This window comes from Vibrio thalassae, assembly GCF_900089835.1.
GTDB classification, from domain to species: domain Bacteria; phylum Pseudomonadota; class Gammaproteobacteria; order Enterobacterales; family Vibrionaceae; genus Vibrio; species Vibrio thalassae.
Genome location: NZ_OANU01000123.1, coordinates 277730 through 292918 on the forward strand (window position 1 = coordinate 277730; position 15189 = coordinate 292918).

Sequence of the window (15189 nt, forward strand, 5' to 3'; positions counted from 1 at the left end):
AAAACCCCTCGAATGAGGGGTTTTTTATTATCCTAAATCTGTATCCTTTGGTCTTAATTGAAACTCTTCAATTGAGCCTATTTCTAAACCTAGGTCTAAACGCGGCGCGTTAATATGTGCTTTACCTTGGCTGTGCATGATTAGTCGATTGGCGGTTCTTGGTTTTAGCTCATTCACGATAAAGCGAATCATATCCGCCCTGGTGAGTGATTTAAGTTCAGTGAGCACCTTCTCTCGTTGGTTAAATTCGGTGTCTTTGTTGCCAATGGCTATCCATAGTCGCTGAGCTCGACCTCGCAATGTGGTATCAGGAGTTGAGATTTGATTCCAAAGCCCTTTCTTACTGCTGTGCCACTGGTAATCATTAAGTTCTAATAACACCATGTAGAAGGCGTTAAGAAACTCGTCGATTGAGCGAATCAAATCGTTAGGAGCGGCATTTGGTGATTGGACATACATGACAATACCTGGGTGGCGGTTAAGCGGCATATTACCGGTGCCAACCATATAGCCGAGCTGCTGCTTGGTTCGTATCTCATGGAAGAAGGTGGCGGACATCAGATGGTTTGCTAATGAGTACAGCGCGATGCTTCTCGGTTTGATATCCTCGCATTGATAGTAAACTACGATGGCAGAGTCATCTTGATCGCAGAATACTTCTTTTTGAAAACTGCCATTCTCCCCAAGCATGACCAACGGTCGTAGGCTTTCTTCGTATTTTTGATTGTTCAGCCTAAGGGCGTCTTTTAATGTGGTGGCGATATCGAGTGCCCCTTGGCGATGCCAATCCCCATAGACAAACATCTCAATATGCAGCTCAGATAAAATAGACTGAACGAAGTTCGGTAGCTCATCCACCTCAATAGATTCGAGCGCTTCGATAAGCACCGGATAAGGTGGGTTGTTTGGCTGCAATATTCCTGTCATTGCGTTGAATAACTGAGAAATAGGACGATCTTTGGCGGTATTGCGCCAACTTCTTAATAGTTGCGCTTTAATGCTATCGAAACGAGCAGGATTAAACTCTCGAGAGGCAAATCGCTTAAGAATCATTTCCAGTAGCTGGGGTTGCTTTTTACTAAATCCTGATATGGACAGCGTAACGCCGCCCTGATGAGCATACATGTCATACCCAAGGCCAGCCACTTCCGCTGGGTAGGTCTCTTCAGACAATGAGTCGAGGAACATCTCGACACATAAGCGGGTCTTGACAATATTCTTAGGTGAATTCACCGAGTGAGGACTATCGATAGCGATGAACACGACACCTTTTGGTACGTTGAACTTATCGTCTTGTAGGTGCCAAAGTCTAAATCCTTCGAGGTCTTCAATTAGATCTGGATGCTCGCCATGCGACTCTACTGGATAGGTTTTCAGGTCGTAGTTGATGAATGGGTTTTTTTCGGGCAAACCAAACGGCAGCTCTGACAGCTTGGGGCACTGATTAAAATACGCCAGCTGTTCATTGGTAAAACGTGCTACAGAGTAGGGCGTAAAATACCATTTTGCTTGTTTGTCGTAGTGACGATCTTTGGCGACTAACGTAGCTTTCAAGTTTTCTGTGGTTAGATAAGAGGCATACTGGCGGAGTAAGGCTTCATCATAGCCTGACATCTTGTAGTCACCGTAAACGATATCCTCGGGAAGATAGTTTTGCATGTTCATCACAAGGTGACTGACGAGATCTAAAGGCCTAGCTGGCTCCTGAAACTGGAATGCGGATTCAGTAACGGCACGTTTTTCATCATAACGCCAAGCGTCCATGCCTTCAGATTTTATCAGAGTGATGAACTGGAATACCGCTTGAATGATGTCATCCACCTGATCTAGCCCAACCGGTGTCAATGAAACACTGACGCTAAACTCCCGGAAATTGCTACCTGATGCGCCGCCCCCTGCGGATAACGAGGTAATCCATCCCTTATTTTTGAGATAAAGCATTAAACTGCCGTGACCTTCATAGCCAAGCAAGTTGGCAAAGTAAGACATGGGTTTTTGGTGATAATGCTGATGGGTCGCAGGCAAAGGGAACGAAAGAATGAGTTTACGAATCTCTTTCACTGGCTCAACTTGGATCAGGACTTGCGTGTGCTCTTTGGTAATAAAAGGTATATCAACAGTTTTGCCCTGCAGATGGTTATCGATAATGTCACTAAATTTAGCATGAGCCCACTCCTCTAACTCATCGAGTTCGTGAGGTCCGATTAACGCGAGCGTCATAATGTCCGAAGAGTAGTGATCTTTATGAAAACGAACAATTTCTCGTCTAATGCTGTGTCCATTTCGGTCGCTGAGCGTATCAATATTGCCAACGGAGAACTTTGAAAAAGGGTGTGCTTGATTGATCGTTTCTTTTTGAACCTGATAAAGACGTCGGCCATCTTCATGAAGTTTCAGCTTGTATTCGGAGTCAACGGCTTGACGTTCTTTATCAAGCGCTTCCTCGTTAAATAGCGGGGCGGTGAAAAATTGGCTAAAACGGTCTAGAGCTTTCTCGAACGCGTTGGGATAGACATCGAAGAAAAAGCAGGAGTGTTCAGTTCCAGTCCACGCATTATTGGAACCACCATGTTGGCTAATAAAGGATTGAAATTCACCAACTTTGGGGTATTTCTCTGTGCCGAGAAAGAGCATATGCTCCAGATAGTGAGCGAGCCCTTCACGATCATCAGGATCGTCAAAATGACCGACATTAACGGCCAGAGCGGCGGCCGATTTTTGAGCCTGCATATCTTGAATAAGCAGCACTCTTAGCTCATTGTTGAGAGTAAGGTAGCGATAGGAGCGACTATCATTAGGACTTAGATGCACTTATCTTCTCCAGATTAGGCGGAAGCTTGGACAGCTCAACCAAGCACCTGGCAACAAAAGCAATATCTCACTATTGGTGCTAACAGGGTTTACCAATACTTAAGTAAAATAATTATGACGATAAATAAGAGACACGCAAAAACAAAGTTACAAATATTTTTAGACTACTTAATAAATTGTTAAGAAAGTCGAAGCCTTTAGCAAGTGAATTGATATAATTAATTTTTTTAAATAAGTATAGCTCTGTATCGATGGAACGATGAAGTTAACCATCAGTAGAATCAGGTAAATATATGAAAGTTTTTATAATGCGGCATGGCGAGGCTGTTCATTACGCGCCCAGTGACGAAGAGCGAGAGTTAACCTCTCACGGTAAAGAATGTTCGGTCATCGTTGCGAGAGCTTGTAAGCAGCAAGGTTACTGGGAGTTTGACAAAGTAATGGTCAGCCCATACCTAAGAGCGCAACAAACTTGGGCTGCAATTAGTAGCGAGTTTAGTAGTAACGACGTGGTGACCTCTGACGACATTACGCCTTATGGTCAGGCCGAAGACGTGGTTGAATATGTGTCAGCGATTGCTGAGTTAGAAAATCTTGAGTCAATTTTGCTGGTATCACATTTGCCGTTGGTAGGGTACTTAACCGCCGAGTTTGTGGGTGATATCAGTGCGCCTATGTTTCCGACATCAGGCTTAGTGTGCGTTGAGTATGATGTGGAGAAAAGACAGGGCGAAGTGCTTTGGCACATTCACCCTTAGTTAAAATCGATATTACTTCTCTGGTATAGAAAGCAGTACCAACAGAGCACCATCACCACCAAACTCGAGTGGTGCTTGGTGAAACGCCATCACGTCGGGATGCTGCGCTAACCATAGCGGCGCTTTCTGTTTCAAAATGTGCTTGCCAATACCATGCATGACGCAAGCACAATGAATATTTTCTTTCACACAATGGGCAATCATGGCGCCCAATTCACGTTTTGCTTCTTGTTGCGTCATGCCGTGCATGTCTAGGAACACATCGGGAACATAGACGCCTCTGCGTAGCCTTTTTACTTCATACGTCGACACATCATCTCGCGCATAGCGTGTAGGTCCTTCGTCGCTTAAGTGCGGAACAAATTCATCGGAGAAGTAAAACTCGGCGTCTTTGGCTTCTCTATTGGATCTTTTTGCTTCTTTTTGTTTCTTATTTCGGTTTGGCTGCTGGACTATGGTATCCTGTCGCAACTTTTTTACGCCTTGTACTGCGTCCCGGAATAGACCGAAATCATTATCGGTATTGTCGTCTTTCTGGCTCATTAATGGGAACAACTCATTAAAATAGGTTATTAGCAGTATTGTAGCGCTTTTTGGAGGCAATTTTGGATAAGATTTTTGTGGAAGAAGCCGTTTCTGAGCTTCACACATTACAAGACGTGATTCGTTGGACGGTCAGTCGCTTCAACGCAGCGGGTCTTTTTTATGGCCACGGCACCGACAATGCTTGGGATGAAGCGGTTCAGTTGATTCTGCCAACGCTGTACTTACCTATCGATGTGCCACCACATGTTTTGAACTCACGTTTAACCAGCAGTGAGCGTCTTCGTGTCGTCGAACGTGTGATTAGACGTATCAACGAACGCACGCCAACCGCTTACTTGACGAATAAAGCGTGGTTCTGTGGTTTAGAGTTCTTTGTTGATGAGCGTGTATTGGTACCACGTTCTCCAATTGGCGAATTGATTGAAGCACAGTTCCAACCTTGGTTAACAGAAGAGCCTGTACGTATTATGGATCTGTGTACGGGTAGTGGTTGCATCGCGATTGCGTGTGCTCATGCTTTCCCAGATGCAGAAGTCGATGCCATTGATATCTCAACCGATGCATTGGAAGTTGCCGAACAAAACGTTCAAGACCATGGCCTTGAACAGCAAGTGTTCCCGATTCGTTCTGACTTGTTCCGCGATCTTCCAAAAGAGAAATACAACCTGATTGTTTCCAACCCACCTTATGTGGATGAAGAAGACATGAATTCTTTACCAGAAGAGTTCACACATGAGCCAGAGCTTGGCCTTGCCGCTGGAACTGATGGATTGAAACTCGTGCGTCGTATTCTTTCTAATGCGCCAGACTACCTAACGGATGACGGTATTCTTATCTGTGAGGTGGGTAATTCCATGGTGCACATGATGGAACAGTACCCTCATATTCCATTTACTTGGATTGAGTTTGAGAACGGTGGCCATGGTGTATTCATGCTGACGCGAGAGCAGCTTGTTGCTCACGCCGAGGAATTTGCAATCTACAAAGATTAGTCCGCTTCGAGACAAACCCAAACGCCGTAATGAGAATTGCGGCGTTTTTTTGTTTGGGGGTTTACAACGTCTGCCTTTGTCGTCACTATGAAATCACCAAGAACAGACAGGCATTGAACAAGCTCGGATATAGCTTGTTCTGACAGACAGAGGAAGTAATGGCAGGAAATAGCATCGGACAACATTTTCGTGTAACAACATTTGGAGAAAGTCACGGTATTGCATTAGGTTGTATTGTTGATGGTTGTCCTCCAGGGTTAGAAATTACCGAAGCCGATCTGCAAGTAGACTTAGATCGTCGCCGTCCAGGTACCTCAAAGTACACCACTCAGAGACGTGAACCCGATGAAGTAAAAATTCTTTCTGGGGTGTTTGAGGGGCAAACGACAGGGACATCCATTGGTTTGTTGATTGAAAACACCGATCAGCGCTCTAAAGACTATTCAGACATTAAAGATAAGTTCCGTCCTGGTCATGCCGATTATACTTACCACCAAAAGTACGGGGTACGTGATTATCGAGGTGGTGGTCGTTCGTCAGCTCGTGAAACCGCAATGCGTGTGGCCGCTGGTGCCATCGCAAAGAAATACCTTAAACAAGAATTTGGTGTAGAAATTCGCGCTTATTTGTCACAAATGGGTGATGTGTCTATCGACAAGGTTGATTGGAATGAAATCGAAAATAACGCCTTCTTCTGCCCTGATGTGGACAAAGTTGACGCGTTTGATCAGCTAATTCGAGACCTGAAAAAACAAGGCGATTCTATTGGTGCCAAACTGCAAGTGGTTGCGACCAATGTACCCGTTGGCCTTGGCGAGCCAATTTTCGATCGCCTTGATGCCGATATTGCTCATGCATTGATGAGTATTAATGCTGTAAAGGGTGTCGAAATTGGTGATGGTTTTGATGTAGTAAACCAAAAAGGCAGCGAACATCGTGATCCTTTAACGCCTGACGGCTTTTCAAGCAACCACGCTGGTGGCATTTTAGGTGGTATTTCTACCGGGCAAGATATCGTTGCGAATATTGCTCTAAAACCGACATCCAGTATAACCGTTCCAGGTGAGACGATTACTCGAACGGGAGAGCCGACTAAGCTAATTACCAAAGGCCGCCACGACCCTTGTGTAGGCATTCGTGCTGTGCCAATCGCGGAAGCGATGCTGGCGATTGTTCTTCTTGATCACTTATTGCGTCATCGTGGCCAAAATCATGGCGTGACAACAGAAACCCCAGCTATCTAATTCGCATTAGTCGTATCAGATTGAAAGCCTCGTAGTGCCGCTACGAGGTTTTTTTGTCCCTCATCACGTCTTGGATAATAAATAGTCAAAATTGGTGATGATATGAAATTAGTCACAATATTTTTAAGGGTATAGGGTCACACTAGAACTTCATTAAGAAAGGGAGTGCATTTATTGGACAGAAGGATCCGAAAAATGACTTGGAAGACGAGCTGGCGGGTAACCGCCGACTCGATGCAACTGTGCTTGTTTCCAATCATTTTAGGAGTCCATTATGTCTCAACATGAAATCAGAAATATTGCCTTTGTCGGTCAAACAGGAACCGGTAAAACCAGCCTAATTGAACGCCTGCTTTTTGAGTCCCATTCCAGCCAGCACCTTGGTCATGTGGAAGATGGCGACACCATCACCGATTTCGATGATCAATCCATACACTACCAGCATAGTGTTGAAGCCACTCCCGTGACATTGTCGTGGCAGAAGCACCAAATGAATATTATTGATACCCCGGGACAGGCTGAATTGCTTGGACGTACTTTGAGTATCTTTCCCGCCGTCGAAACGACCGCTTTGGTCGTTGATGCTAGTTTGCCCATTAATCAAGTTTCAGAACGACTTCTCAAATTTGCTCAAGAGCAGAAAAAATGTCAAATGATAGTGGTGAACAAGATCGACCAGCATCCAGAAAAGCTGACCAAACTGCTAGAAGATATTGAACAGCGTTTTGGTTCTCAGTGCCTACCAATAAATTTACCATCCAATAAACCTGCAGAAGTGGTGGATTGCTACTTTGAACCCAACTCGGAGCAGACAACATTATTTAGCAGCGTTGAAGAGGCTCATGAGCTACTTATCGATCAAGTGGTTGAAGTGGATGAAGCGCTAATGGAACTCTACCTTGAGCAAGGTTCAGAGCTGACGCCAGAACAGCTTCATGACCCATTTGAAGAAGCATTGCGAACCGGACACGTCATCCCTGTATGTTTCGTCTCATCAGATACAGGCGCTGGTTGTGAGCTGCTGCTGCGCACATTGGCACAAATTATGCCAATGCCTGATGAGGGAAATCCACCTTTATTGGAGAAAAATGGCAAACGAGTATCCATTGATTGTGACAAGCGCGATCATACGGTGGCCCATGTCTACAAAGTTAATGTCGACCCTTACATGGGTAAGCTTGCGTATGTTCGAGTGTTCCAAGGCGAGATTACCTCTGGTAGTCAACTGTTTGTCGGTGACAGCAGTAAAGCATTCAAAGTTGGTCACCTGTATAACCTGCAGGGGAAAAAGCGACAAGAAATAAGTAGCGCCAAAGCGGGTGATTTATGCGTACTCGTTAAAGTGGAGGACTTGGAATTTGATTCTGTTATTCATGACTCTCATGATGAAGATGGCGTTGTGTTTAAAACACTAAACTTCCCAGAGTCGATGTACAGTTTGGCCTTGCGCCCCAAAAAACGTGGCGATGAGCAAAAGCTATCCGATGTTTTAGCTAAGATAGTGGTAGAAGACCCAACGCTGAAAATTGAGCATCGTACTCGCAGCAACGAAACGGTCTTGAGTGGACAGGGTGAGTTCCACCTTAAGATTGCGCTCGAAAAAATGCTTGATGTGTTTAAGTTGGACGTTGAAACCAGTCAACCAAGCGTTGAGTACTTTGAGACCATTACCAAGCCAGCAGAAGCTCAGTATCGCCACAAAAAACAAAGTGGTGGGGCTGGGCAGTTTGGGGAGGTTCAACTAAAAGTCAAACCACTGGCACGAGGCGCTGGATTTAAATTTGTCAATAAAGTCGTCGGGGGCGCAATTCCAACGGCATTAATACCAGCCGTAGAGAAAGGCATTCTGCAAGCTCTTGAAGAAGGTGCGATTTCAGGTAACCCAATTCGTGATATTGAAGTCACAGTATTTGATGGTAAGTATCACTCAGTAGACTCAAAAGAAATTGCTTTTGTTATCGCCGGTAAAAAAGCCTTTTTGCGTGCAGTTGAAGCGGCTGGGCCAATCGTGCTAGAGCCAATTGTCGATCTAACACTTGAGATCCCAACCGCGTCAGTGGGGGACGTATCTGGTGATTTATCAGGGAATCGTGGGCTGATTGTCGGCAGTGAGCAAGGTGCATTTGGTAGTACCTTGCTGGAAGCGAAATCGCCGATTAATGAGTTACAAAATTACTCGAGGCGCCTAAAAGCGCTGACTGGGGGCGAAGGTCGATTTAGTATGACACTTAGCCACTATGAGCCAGCGCCACCAACGATACAAAAGCAAGTGTGTGAGGGTACAGAGTAATAGCGCCAGTAATTAAATCATGAAAAAGCCCTGCAATTCCAAAGGGTTGCGGGGGCTTCCAACTGACGTTGTTGTTATTCTTACTGGCTAAGCATTAAAACTTGCCATTTTTTTTGTTGCAACTTAAGTCTAGTAGTTGTCTGGATATTTTCCTAATTTGTCGTTGATTCTTACAGTTTTATTTCTGCGACTTACTGCCAAGTTGTTTAATGCGGCTTTCCGCTTCAAGATCAGCAACACAGCCAGCAGTGAATGTTTGATAGCTTTGTTAATTCTAATTATCAAAGTTGAAAAAGGTAGGAGCGATCGCATAGAAAAGATAGCTGATATTTAGCTTAGTAAATATCAGCTTAGGAAAATCGAAAGTTAACTTTAATGTATGGCTTCTTCACTATCAAGGTGGAAAGAAGGTAAGCGCCATTTAAAACGAACCGCTGCCATTCTTAAGGTATAACCTACCACTAACGTGACTATGGTCGTCGTTAGTGTACCGATGCCATACTCCAGTAGCGCTAAGTACAAACAGGCGGCAATGACAGAAATTGAAGCATATAGCTCTTGGTGAAGCACTAGCGGTGTTTGACGACAAATCAAGTCTCGCAACAGACCACCAAATACTCCAGTGACTAGACCGGAAACAATACAGATAAACGGATGTAATCCCATACTAAGCCCGACATTGGTGCCAATGATGGTAAACACCACCAGACCAAGTGCATCTAATCGAATGAAGACCCCTTTAAACTTGATGATCCATTTGGCAAGCCCGGTCGTGAGAACGCCAGCCACACAGGTGATAGCGAGGAACTCAGGGTGTTTTACCCAGCCAAGTGGGTAGTGACCAAGCAGAATATCGCGCACAGTACCACCACCGATAGCGGTTGCACTCGCCACTAGCATTACTCCAAACCAGTCCATATTGCGACGGCCAGCGCTCAGTGCGCCCGTCATTGCTTCAGCGGTAATCCCAATAATGTATAAGACACTTAGCAACATCACACGATACTCGAAAATAAAAGATGCGCTAGTTTAGTGGCAGAAAGGGGTCATGACGAATGAATTATTATAAGAGGGAAACGTTTTTATGATAAATAAAACTAATGCTATCTGTGCTTCGTTGACCTCAAGACTTTACCTATCACAAAATTCCATAGACAATACGCCCCAATTGTTTTCGCTTAACTGTCACTATGCAGCATCAGTACCAAGATTTAATTACTATTTTTAACCAGACGTTCTATCAGGAATACAACACCAAACTTGAGCTAGGTGGAGACGAGCCTATCTACCTACCTGCTGACGACCAAGTAGGCCATCATCGTATTATTTTCGCGCGAGGCTTTTATGCGTCGGGCTTACATGAGATTGCACATTGGTGTGTAGCGGGCCCAGAAAGACGGCTACTTGAAGATTTTGGCTATTGGTATCAACCTGATGGTCGCACTCAGGAAGTACAATGTGAATTTGAAAAAGTAGAAATTCGGCCACAGGCTTATGAATGGATCTTATCAGTCAGTGCTGGCTTCCCGTTTACGGTAAGTTGTGACAATTTAAGCGGCGATTTTGAGCCAGATAGAGTCGCATTTATGCGTAAAGTACATAATGAAGTGCTGACGATACTCTCAGAGGGGATTCCCAAACGAGTGTTAGCGCTTTCTCAAGCCTTGAAGCAGTTTTACCAAACCCCTGAACTTACCCGCGACCAATTTGTGGTTCGTGAGAGCAAACTAGGAAAGACCTTAACTATGATCATCGAATATGAAGAAAAACTTCTAGAGACCATTGATTCTCGTATCCAAGACGCATCCGAAGATGAGCTGTTCGCTGGGGGGTATTTACGTGGCCATATCTCATTATCAGCGGCCGCTTGTGAAGAAGAGGGCGTGGTTGACTTAAACGAATTTAAAACTCGTATTCAAGCAAGTATCGACCAAGCCAAGTCTGAGTTATCTCCAGCGGATAGAATCATCGTCAACGACCTTTGGACCGAATTACAAGCAGCTATCTGATCTTGTTCGAAAAAATCGATTAATTTGATTGGATTTACTCGCTTGTTGAAAACGCTAGATGGGTTAACCTTAAAACAACTTCTCGAAACGTTGTCACTATAAGGAACGAACCATGAAAGTAATCGCATTTGGAGCCAGTACAAGTAGCACTTCTATCAATAAAGCATTAGCCACTTATGCCGCGAATTTGATCGACGGTGCCGATGTTGAAGTGCTCGATCTGACTCAATTTGATGTGCCAATGTTTAGCGAAGATAAAGAAAAAGAAGTTGGTCAAGCTGAAGGGGCGAAAGCCTTCTTAGCGGCTATCCACCAAGCGGATGCTCTGGTTATTTCTTTTGCCGAGCATAATGGGCATCACCCTGCGGCCTATAAAAACTTATTCGATTGGGCAACGCGTATTGAACGTGAAGTGTTCAAAGGTATTCCAGCGATTTATTTGGCGACGTCACCAGGACCAGGTGGAGCCAGTAGTGTTCTTGCCGCTGCGGTAAATTCAGCGCCTTTTTTTGGTGGCAATGTGAAAGCCAGCGTATCGATTCCTAGCTTCTACGATAACTTTGATTTGGAAGCGGGTAATTTGCATAACGCAGAACTCGCTGAGCAGGTTAAGGCTGCAGTGAAACAGTTATAAATAAAACAGAGGCGCCAAATGGCGCCTTTGTTTTATTTGAGGTTTTACGGTGAATTAAAATTCGTAAGCTGAAGACATCTTAATATTACGGCCTGGTTCGTCATCGTCTAAGGTAAAGCCTCTTTTAGTACCAGAGCGTGAAGCATGAGGGACATACTGCTCATTGAAGATGTTATCAATGCCAAACATGGCTGATAGTTCCGGAGTTTGATCAGGAATCCATCGAGCGTATCAATGATGGATTTTGTAAATCAAATCGTTGTAAAAGAGAGGGCAAAACGGCTACTGAACTCTCAATTGTCGAAGCCAAAAAGGCCGAACAGTGTTGTACAACTTATCAAAGATACTAAGTCAACGTAGACCAAGGTTTGGGGCTAGGTGTTTTAGCACGGGTGAAAAGCACTGGGCTTGACAGCTTCGTATATCAGTTGGCGTTTTTGTGACAAAGGAGTAACCTAGCACCAAACAAAATCATAAGGATGTATCATGATTAAGCTTGCCATAGTTGGGACAAATTGGATCAGTGAAAAGTTTGCTGAAGCCGCACTTGAAAGTAAAAAATTTATCGTAAATGGTGTGTATTCTAGATCGCTAGACACAGCGAAAAGTTTTGGTCAGCCGTTTGGAGCTAGCGTATTTTTTGATAGTTTAGAGGCACTTGGTGCGTCTGAGAATATCGACGCAGTATACATTGCGTCTCCAAATAGTTTTCATTGCCAACAGGCTGTTCAATTAATGCGCGCCGGTAAGCACGTTATTTGTGAAAAACCGCTGGCATCCAATATAACAGAAGTCGAACTGATGTTTGATGTTGCTCGTGAGCAGAATGTTATCTTGATGGAGGCATTTAAAACGGCCTATTTACCAAACTTCATCGCACTGAAAAACTCAATTGAAGCTATCGGTAAACTGCACAAGGTGCACTTGACCTATTGCCAGTATTCTTCGCGATATCAACGATACCTCGATGGAGAAAATCCAAACACCTTTAACCCCGAGTTTTCTAACGGCTCGGTTATGGACATCGGTTTCTACTCTGTTGCCGCTGCGGTTGAATTATTTGGAACGCCAAATAAGGTTCAAGCGTCAGCACATTTGCTAGAGTCGGGAGTGGATGCACACGGCAGTATCTTGCTCACTTATCCGAACTTTGATGTGACGTTGAGTCATTCAAAAGTGAGTAACAGCTATGCACCAAGTGAAATTCAAGGTGAAGACGCTAGCCTAATGCTAACCCATTTCTCGGAATGTGTTGGATTTGAGAAGCAAGCAAGAAATGGGGAGCGTACCTGTGTTTCATTGCCTCAAGTAGAGAATAGTATGAGATACGAAGCTGAGGCGTTTGCGGCTATGATTAGTGCAGGGTCAATGGACCCGCATGCTGTGCAGCGTTCTCTGGATATTTCAAGAATTATTACCGAAGCTCGTTTACAAACAGGGGTTGTGTTTCCTGCGGATACGTTACTTAAATAGCGATAAAAAGAGCCAAGTAATGATTGGCTCTTTTTCGTTATACCTTTTGCTGTATTGAAGGTGTAGGGAGCGATAAGTTGCGCTCTAAAAGGTTACTCAACAAAAGCGATAAACAATATCAAGGTGTAACAAACGCGAAGCAATAACGCGTCTCTTTGTTACGCATCCCCTTATCTGAAATCACACTTGAGCGGTGTGAACACATCAGTTTGCCTGACCTCTTAGTATTCAGAGGTCAGGTCTTTTTGTGATCTTTATCCTAGTGTTTATTTACACCATTCCAATGTGCGTGATTATGTTCACATTTAGGTTTTTTTTGACATTTGATAATTCTATAGCAGGGTTAAAATGAAAACGAATTGTTAAATCAATCGTTATATAATTGGTACAATGTGCTGAATAAGTGTTAACAAGCAGAGCTATCAATATTAATATTGGTGAAATTTCTCTCAAGAGGGATAAGTTGTCAATTCACCCTAGCATTACAGCGCAATCATCTAATTTTTTCCTGTTGTAGGAGAATTACGCCATTTTCGCTACAAAAATATGGCAAATTAGTTCGAAGGTTGGTAATGTGAACCGCAACCTTCGTATGGATTTAGAATTAAATGCTCAAAAAATGAGCTAAATAAATCTAAAATGCTGTCCGTTCTAGCGATCCTACGAAGAAGTCATGGATGCAAAATGAAAACTTGGAGTTAAATGCATGTATAAGAATAAAATCACGCAAGCCCTTCTTCTGGGTGCTAGCATGGCAGTGGCTGCCACTTCTTTTTCTACTCTTGCCGCAGATGTACCAGCGGGCACTAAACTAGCAGAGAAACAAGAGCTTGTTCGTGGTAACGGTACCGAGGTAGCAACACTCGATCCACACAAATCTCAAGGTGTTCCAGAGTCTCACGTAATCCGTGACCTTCTTGAAGGCCTAGTAAACCAAGATGCAAATGGTAAGACTATTCCTGGTGTTGCTGAAACTTGGGAAACGACAGACAACCAAACGTTCACTTTCCACCTACGCAAAGACGCAAAATGGTCTAACGGCGATCCTGTAACGGCGAACGATTTCGTATACAGCTTCCAGCGCGCGGTAGACCCAGCAACAGCATCTCCATACGCTTGGTATATGGAATACACCAAGATGGCGAACGCGAAAGACATCGTAGCTGGCAAGAAAGACAAGAGCGAGCTAGGTGTTAAAGCTGTAGACGACTACACGCTAGAAGTGACACTAGATACCGCAGTACCTTACTTCGTAATGATGATGGGTCACACAACGGTTAAGCCAGTTCACCAAGCAACAGTAGAAAAATTTGGTGACCAATGGACTAAACCAGAGAACTTCGTTGGTAACGGCGCGTTTGTACCTAACAAATGGGTAGTGAACGAGCGACTAGAGCTTGTACGTAACGACAATTACTGGGATAACGACCACACAGTATTGGATAAAGTAACGTTCTTGCCGATCGAGAACCAAGTTGCTGAAATGAACCGCTTCCTTTCTGGCGAACTAGATTTCACATACGAAGTACCTAACGAGCACTTCCGTCGTCTACAAAAAGAGTACCCACAAGATGTCAACATCAAGGGTAACCTATGTACTTACTACTACCAGTTCAATGCACAAAAAGCACCGTTTAACGACGTTCGCGTTCGTAAAGCCATGTCTTATGCAATGGACCGCGATATCGTTACTAAAGCTATCCTTGGCCAAGGTCAAAAACCAGCTTATTTCCTAACGCCAGAGATAACAGCAGGCTTCGACCCTGTCACTCCAGAGTACGGTCAGCTTTCTCAGAAAGAGCGTATCGCTGAAGCAAAACGTCTTCTTGAAGAGGCTGGTTATACTAAGAGCAACCCTCTAGAGTTCAACCTACTTTACAACACATCTGAAAACCATAAGAAGATTGCCGTAGCAATCGCATCTATGTGGAAAAAAGAGCTAGGCATTAACGCGAAGCTTGAAAACCAAGAGTGGAAGTCTTACCTAGACAGCAAAGACACAGGTAACTTTGACGTTGCACGTGCCGGTTGGTGTGGTGACTACAACGAAGCGTCTTCATTCCTAACGCTAATGGTTAGTCAAAATACCACAGCGGGTCAGCACTATAAGAGTGCAGAATACGATAAGATCATCGATAAGGCTCTAAACTCGACGTCAGAAGAAGAGCGTACTCAGCTATACATCGATGCAGAGAAATTGCTAGCGAAAGATATGCCAATTGCTCCTGTCTATCAGTATGTTACAACTCGTCTAGTATCACCTCAGCTTGGTGGTTACCCAGAAGGTAACGCTGAAGATAAGATTTACTCAAAAGATCTCTACATCAAAGCAAAATAATTCCCTATAAAAAAATATAACTAACTAAGACCTGTGTGCGCGCAAGCACACGCAGTGTCTATTTTATTTTAAATTGTCACAGACTGGATGGATG

12 protein-coding genes and 1 pseudogene are annotated in these 15189 nt (G+C 44.1%); 9 read left to right on the top strand and 4 right to left on the bottom strand.

Annotated features, from left to right (window positions below; genetic code table 11):
* Nucleotides 1-27 precede the first annotated feature (27 nt).
* Nucleotides 28-2811 carry an insulinase family protein gene (locus tag VTH8203_RS21705; protein ID WP_096995525.1) on the bottom strand — a complete coding sequence of 928 codons (2784 nt, stop codon included), beginning with the start codon at nt 2809-2811 and terminating at the stop codon, nt 28-30.
* A gap of 293 nt (nt 2812-3104) precedes the next feature.
* Here VTH8203_RS21705 and sixA point away from each other — a divergent pair, with 293 nt between their 5' ends.
* A complete protein-coding gene (sixA, locus tag VTH8203_RS21710; RefSeq protein WP_096995526.1) occupies nt 3105-3569 on the top strand; it encodes a phosphohistidine phosphatase SixA in 465 nt (154 codons plus the stop codon).
* Nucleotides 3570-3581: 12 nt separating this feature from the next.
* Here sixA and smrB read toward each other — a convergent pair whose 3' ends face one another.
* The gene (gene smrB / locus VTH8203_RS21715; protein ID WP_096995527.1) at nt 3582-4112 is read right to left on the bottom strand and encodes an endonuclease SmrB; all 531 of its coding nucleotides are present in this window, start codon (nt 4110-4112) and stop codon (nt 3582-3584) included.
* 62 nt (nt 4113-4174) lie between these two features.
* On the opposite strand from smrB, the gene prmB reads away from it, so the two are divergent.
* The 3 genes from prmB to fusA all read left to right on the top strand — a co-directional run bounded on the left by prmB (nt 4175) and on the right by fusA (nt 8641).
* Nucleotides 4175-5107, top strand: a complete 933-nt coding sequence (prmB, locus tag VTH8203_RS21720; protein ID WP_096995528.1) for a 50S ribosomal protein L3 N(5)-glutamine methyltransferase — start codon at nt 4175-4177, stop codon at nt 5105-5107.
* Nucleotides 5108-5265: 158 nt separating this feature from the next.
* Nucleotides 5266-6351 (top strand): chorismate synthase, encoded by a 1086-nt coding sequence (gene aroC / locus VTH8203_RS21725; RefSeq protein WP_096995529.1) that lies wholly within the window; start codon nt 5266-5268, stop codon nt 6349-6351.
* 274 nt (nt 6352-6625) lie between these two features.
* A complete protein-coding gene (gene fusA, locus VTH8203_RS21730) occupies nt 6626-8641 on the top strand; it encodes an elongation factor G (RefSeq protein WP_096995530.1) in 2016 nt (671 codons plus the stop codon).
* 372 nt (nt 8642-9013) lie between these two features.
* Here the strand turns inward: fusA and VTH8203_RS21735 are convergent, their stop codons facing one another.
* Complete coding sequence (locus VTH8203_RS21735) at nt 9014-9637, bottom strand: trimeric intracellular cation channel family protein (RefSeq protein WP_096995531.1); 624 nt, start codon at nt 9635-9637, stop codon at nt 9014-9016.
* Nucleotides 9638-9831: 194 nt separating this feature from the next.
* On the opposite strand from VTH8203_RS21735, the pseudogene VTH8203_RS24810 reads away from it, so the two are divergent.
* From VTH8203_RS24810 to VTH8203_RS21745, 3 genes and pseudogenes are all read left to right on the top strand, one after another.
* A pseudogene (locus VTH8203_RS24810) lies at nt 9832-10359 on the top strand (elongation factor P hydroxylase); the annotation flags it as partial.
* Nucleotides 10360-10386: 27 nt separating this feature from the next.
* A complete protein-coding gene (locus VTH8203_RS24815) occupies nt 10387-10650 on the top strand; it encodes a YfcL family protein (protein WP_167385856.1) in 264 nt (87 codons plus the stop codon).
* Nucleotides 10651-10762: 112 nt separating this feature from the next.
* A complete protein-coding gene (locus VTH8203_RS21745) occupies nt 10763-11284 on the top strand; it encodes an NADPH-dependent FMN reductase (protein WP_096995533.1) in 522 nt (173 codons plus the stop codon).
* 54 nt (nt 11285-11338) lie between these two features.
* Here VTH8203_RS21745 and VTH8203_RS25375 read toward each other — a convergent pair whose 3' ends face one another.
* Nucleotides 11339-11473 carry a hypothetical protein gene (locus tag VTH8203_RS25375; protein ID WP_279627186.1) on the bottom strand — a complete coding sequence of 45 codons (135 nt, stop codon included), beginning with the start codon at nt 11471-11473 and terminating at the stop codon, nt 11339-11341.
* Between the two features lie 297 nt (nt 11474-11770).
* Here VTH8203_RS25375 and VTH8203_RS21755 point away from each other — a divergent pair, with 297 nt between their 5' ends.
* The gene (locus VTH8203_RS21755; RefSeq protein WP_096995534.1) at nt 11771-12757 is read left to right on the top strand and encodes a Gfo/Idh/MocA family protein; all 987 of its coding nucleotides are present in this window, start codon (nt 11771-11773) and stop codon (nt 12755-12757) included.
* Between the two features lie 706 nt (nt 12758-13463).
* The gene (locus VTH8203_RS21760; protein WP_096995535.1) at nt 13464-15095 is read left to right on the top strand and encodes an ABC transporter substrate-binding protein; all 1632 of its coding nucleotides are present in this window, start codon (nt 13464-13466) and stop codon (nt 15093-15095) included.
* The last annotated feature ends 94 nt before the right edge of the window (nt 15096-15189 follow it).

What these genes read in the sequence shown, in the direction of transcription:
- VTH8203_RS25375 (WP_279627186.1), bottom strand. Translation starts at nt 11,473, where the DNA reads ATGTTTGGCATTGATAACATCTTCAATGAGCAGTATGTCCCTCATGCT.
- fusA (WP_096995530.1), top strand. Translation starts at nt 6,626, where the DNA reads ATGTCTCAACATGAAATCAGAAATATTGCCTTTGTCGGTCAAACAGGA.
- VTH8203_RS21760 (WP_096995535.1), top strand. Translation starts at nt 13,464, where the DNA reads ATGTATAAGAATAAAATCACGCAAGCCCTTCTTCTGGGTGCTAGCATG.
- smrB (WP_096995527.1), bottom strand. Translation starts at nt 4,112, where the DNA reads ATGAGCCAGAAAGACGACAATACCGATAATGATTTCGGTCTATTCCGG.
- VTH8203_RS21755 (WP_096995534.1), top strand. Translation starts at nt 11,771, where the DNA reads ATGATTAAGCTTGCCATAGTTGGGACAAATTGGATCAGTGAAAAGTTT.
- aroC (WP_096995529.1), top strand. Translation starts at nt 5,266, where the DNA reads ATGGCAGGAAATAGCATCGGACAACATTTTCGTGTAACAACATTTGGA.
- VTH8203_RS24815 (WP_167385856.1), top strand. Translation starts at nt 10,387, where the DNA reads ATGATCATCGAATATGAAGAAAAACTTCTAGAGACCATTGATTCTCGT.
- VTH8203_RS21735 (WP_096995531.1), bottom strand. Translation starts at nt 9,637, where the DNA reads ATGTTGCTAAGTGTCTTATACATTATTGGGATTACCGCTGAAGCAATG.
- VTH8203_RS21745 (WP_096995533.1), top strand. Translation starts at nt 10,763, where the DNA reads ATGAAAGTAATCGCATTTGGAGCCAGTACAAGTAGCACTTCTATCAAT.
- sixA (WP_096995526.1), top strand. Translation starts at nt 3,105, where the DNA reads ATGAAAGTTTTTATAATGCGGCATGGCGAGGCTGTTCATTACGCGCCC.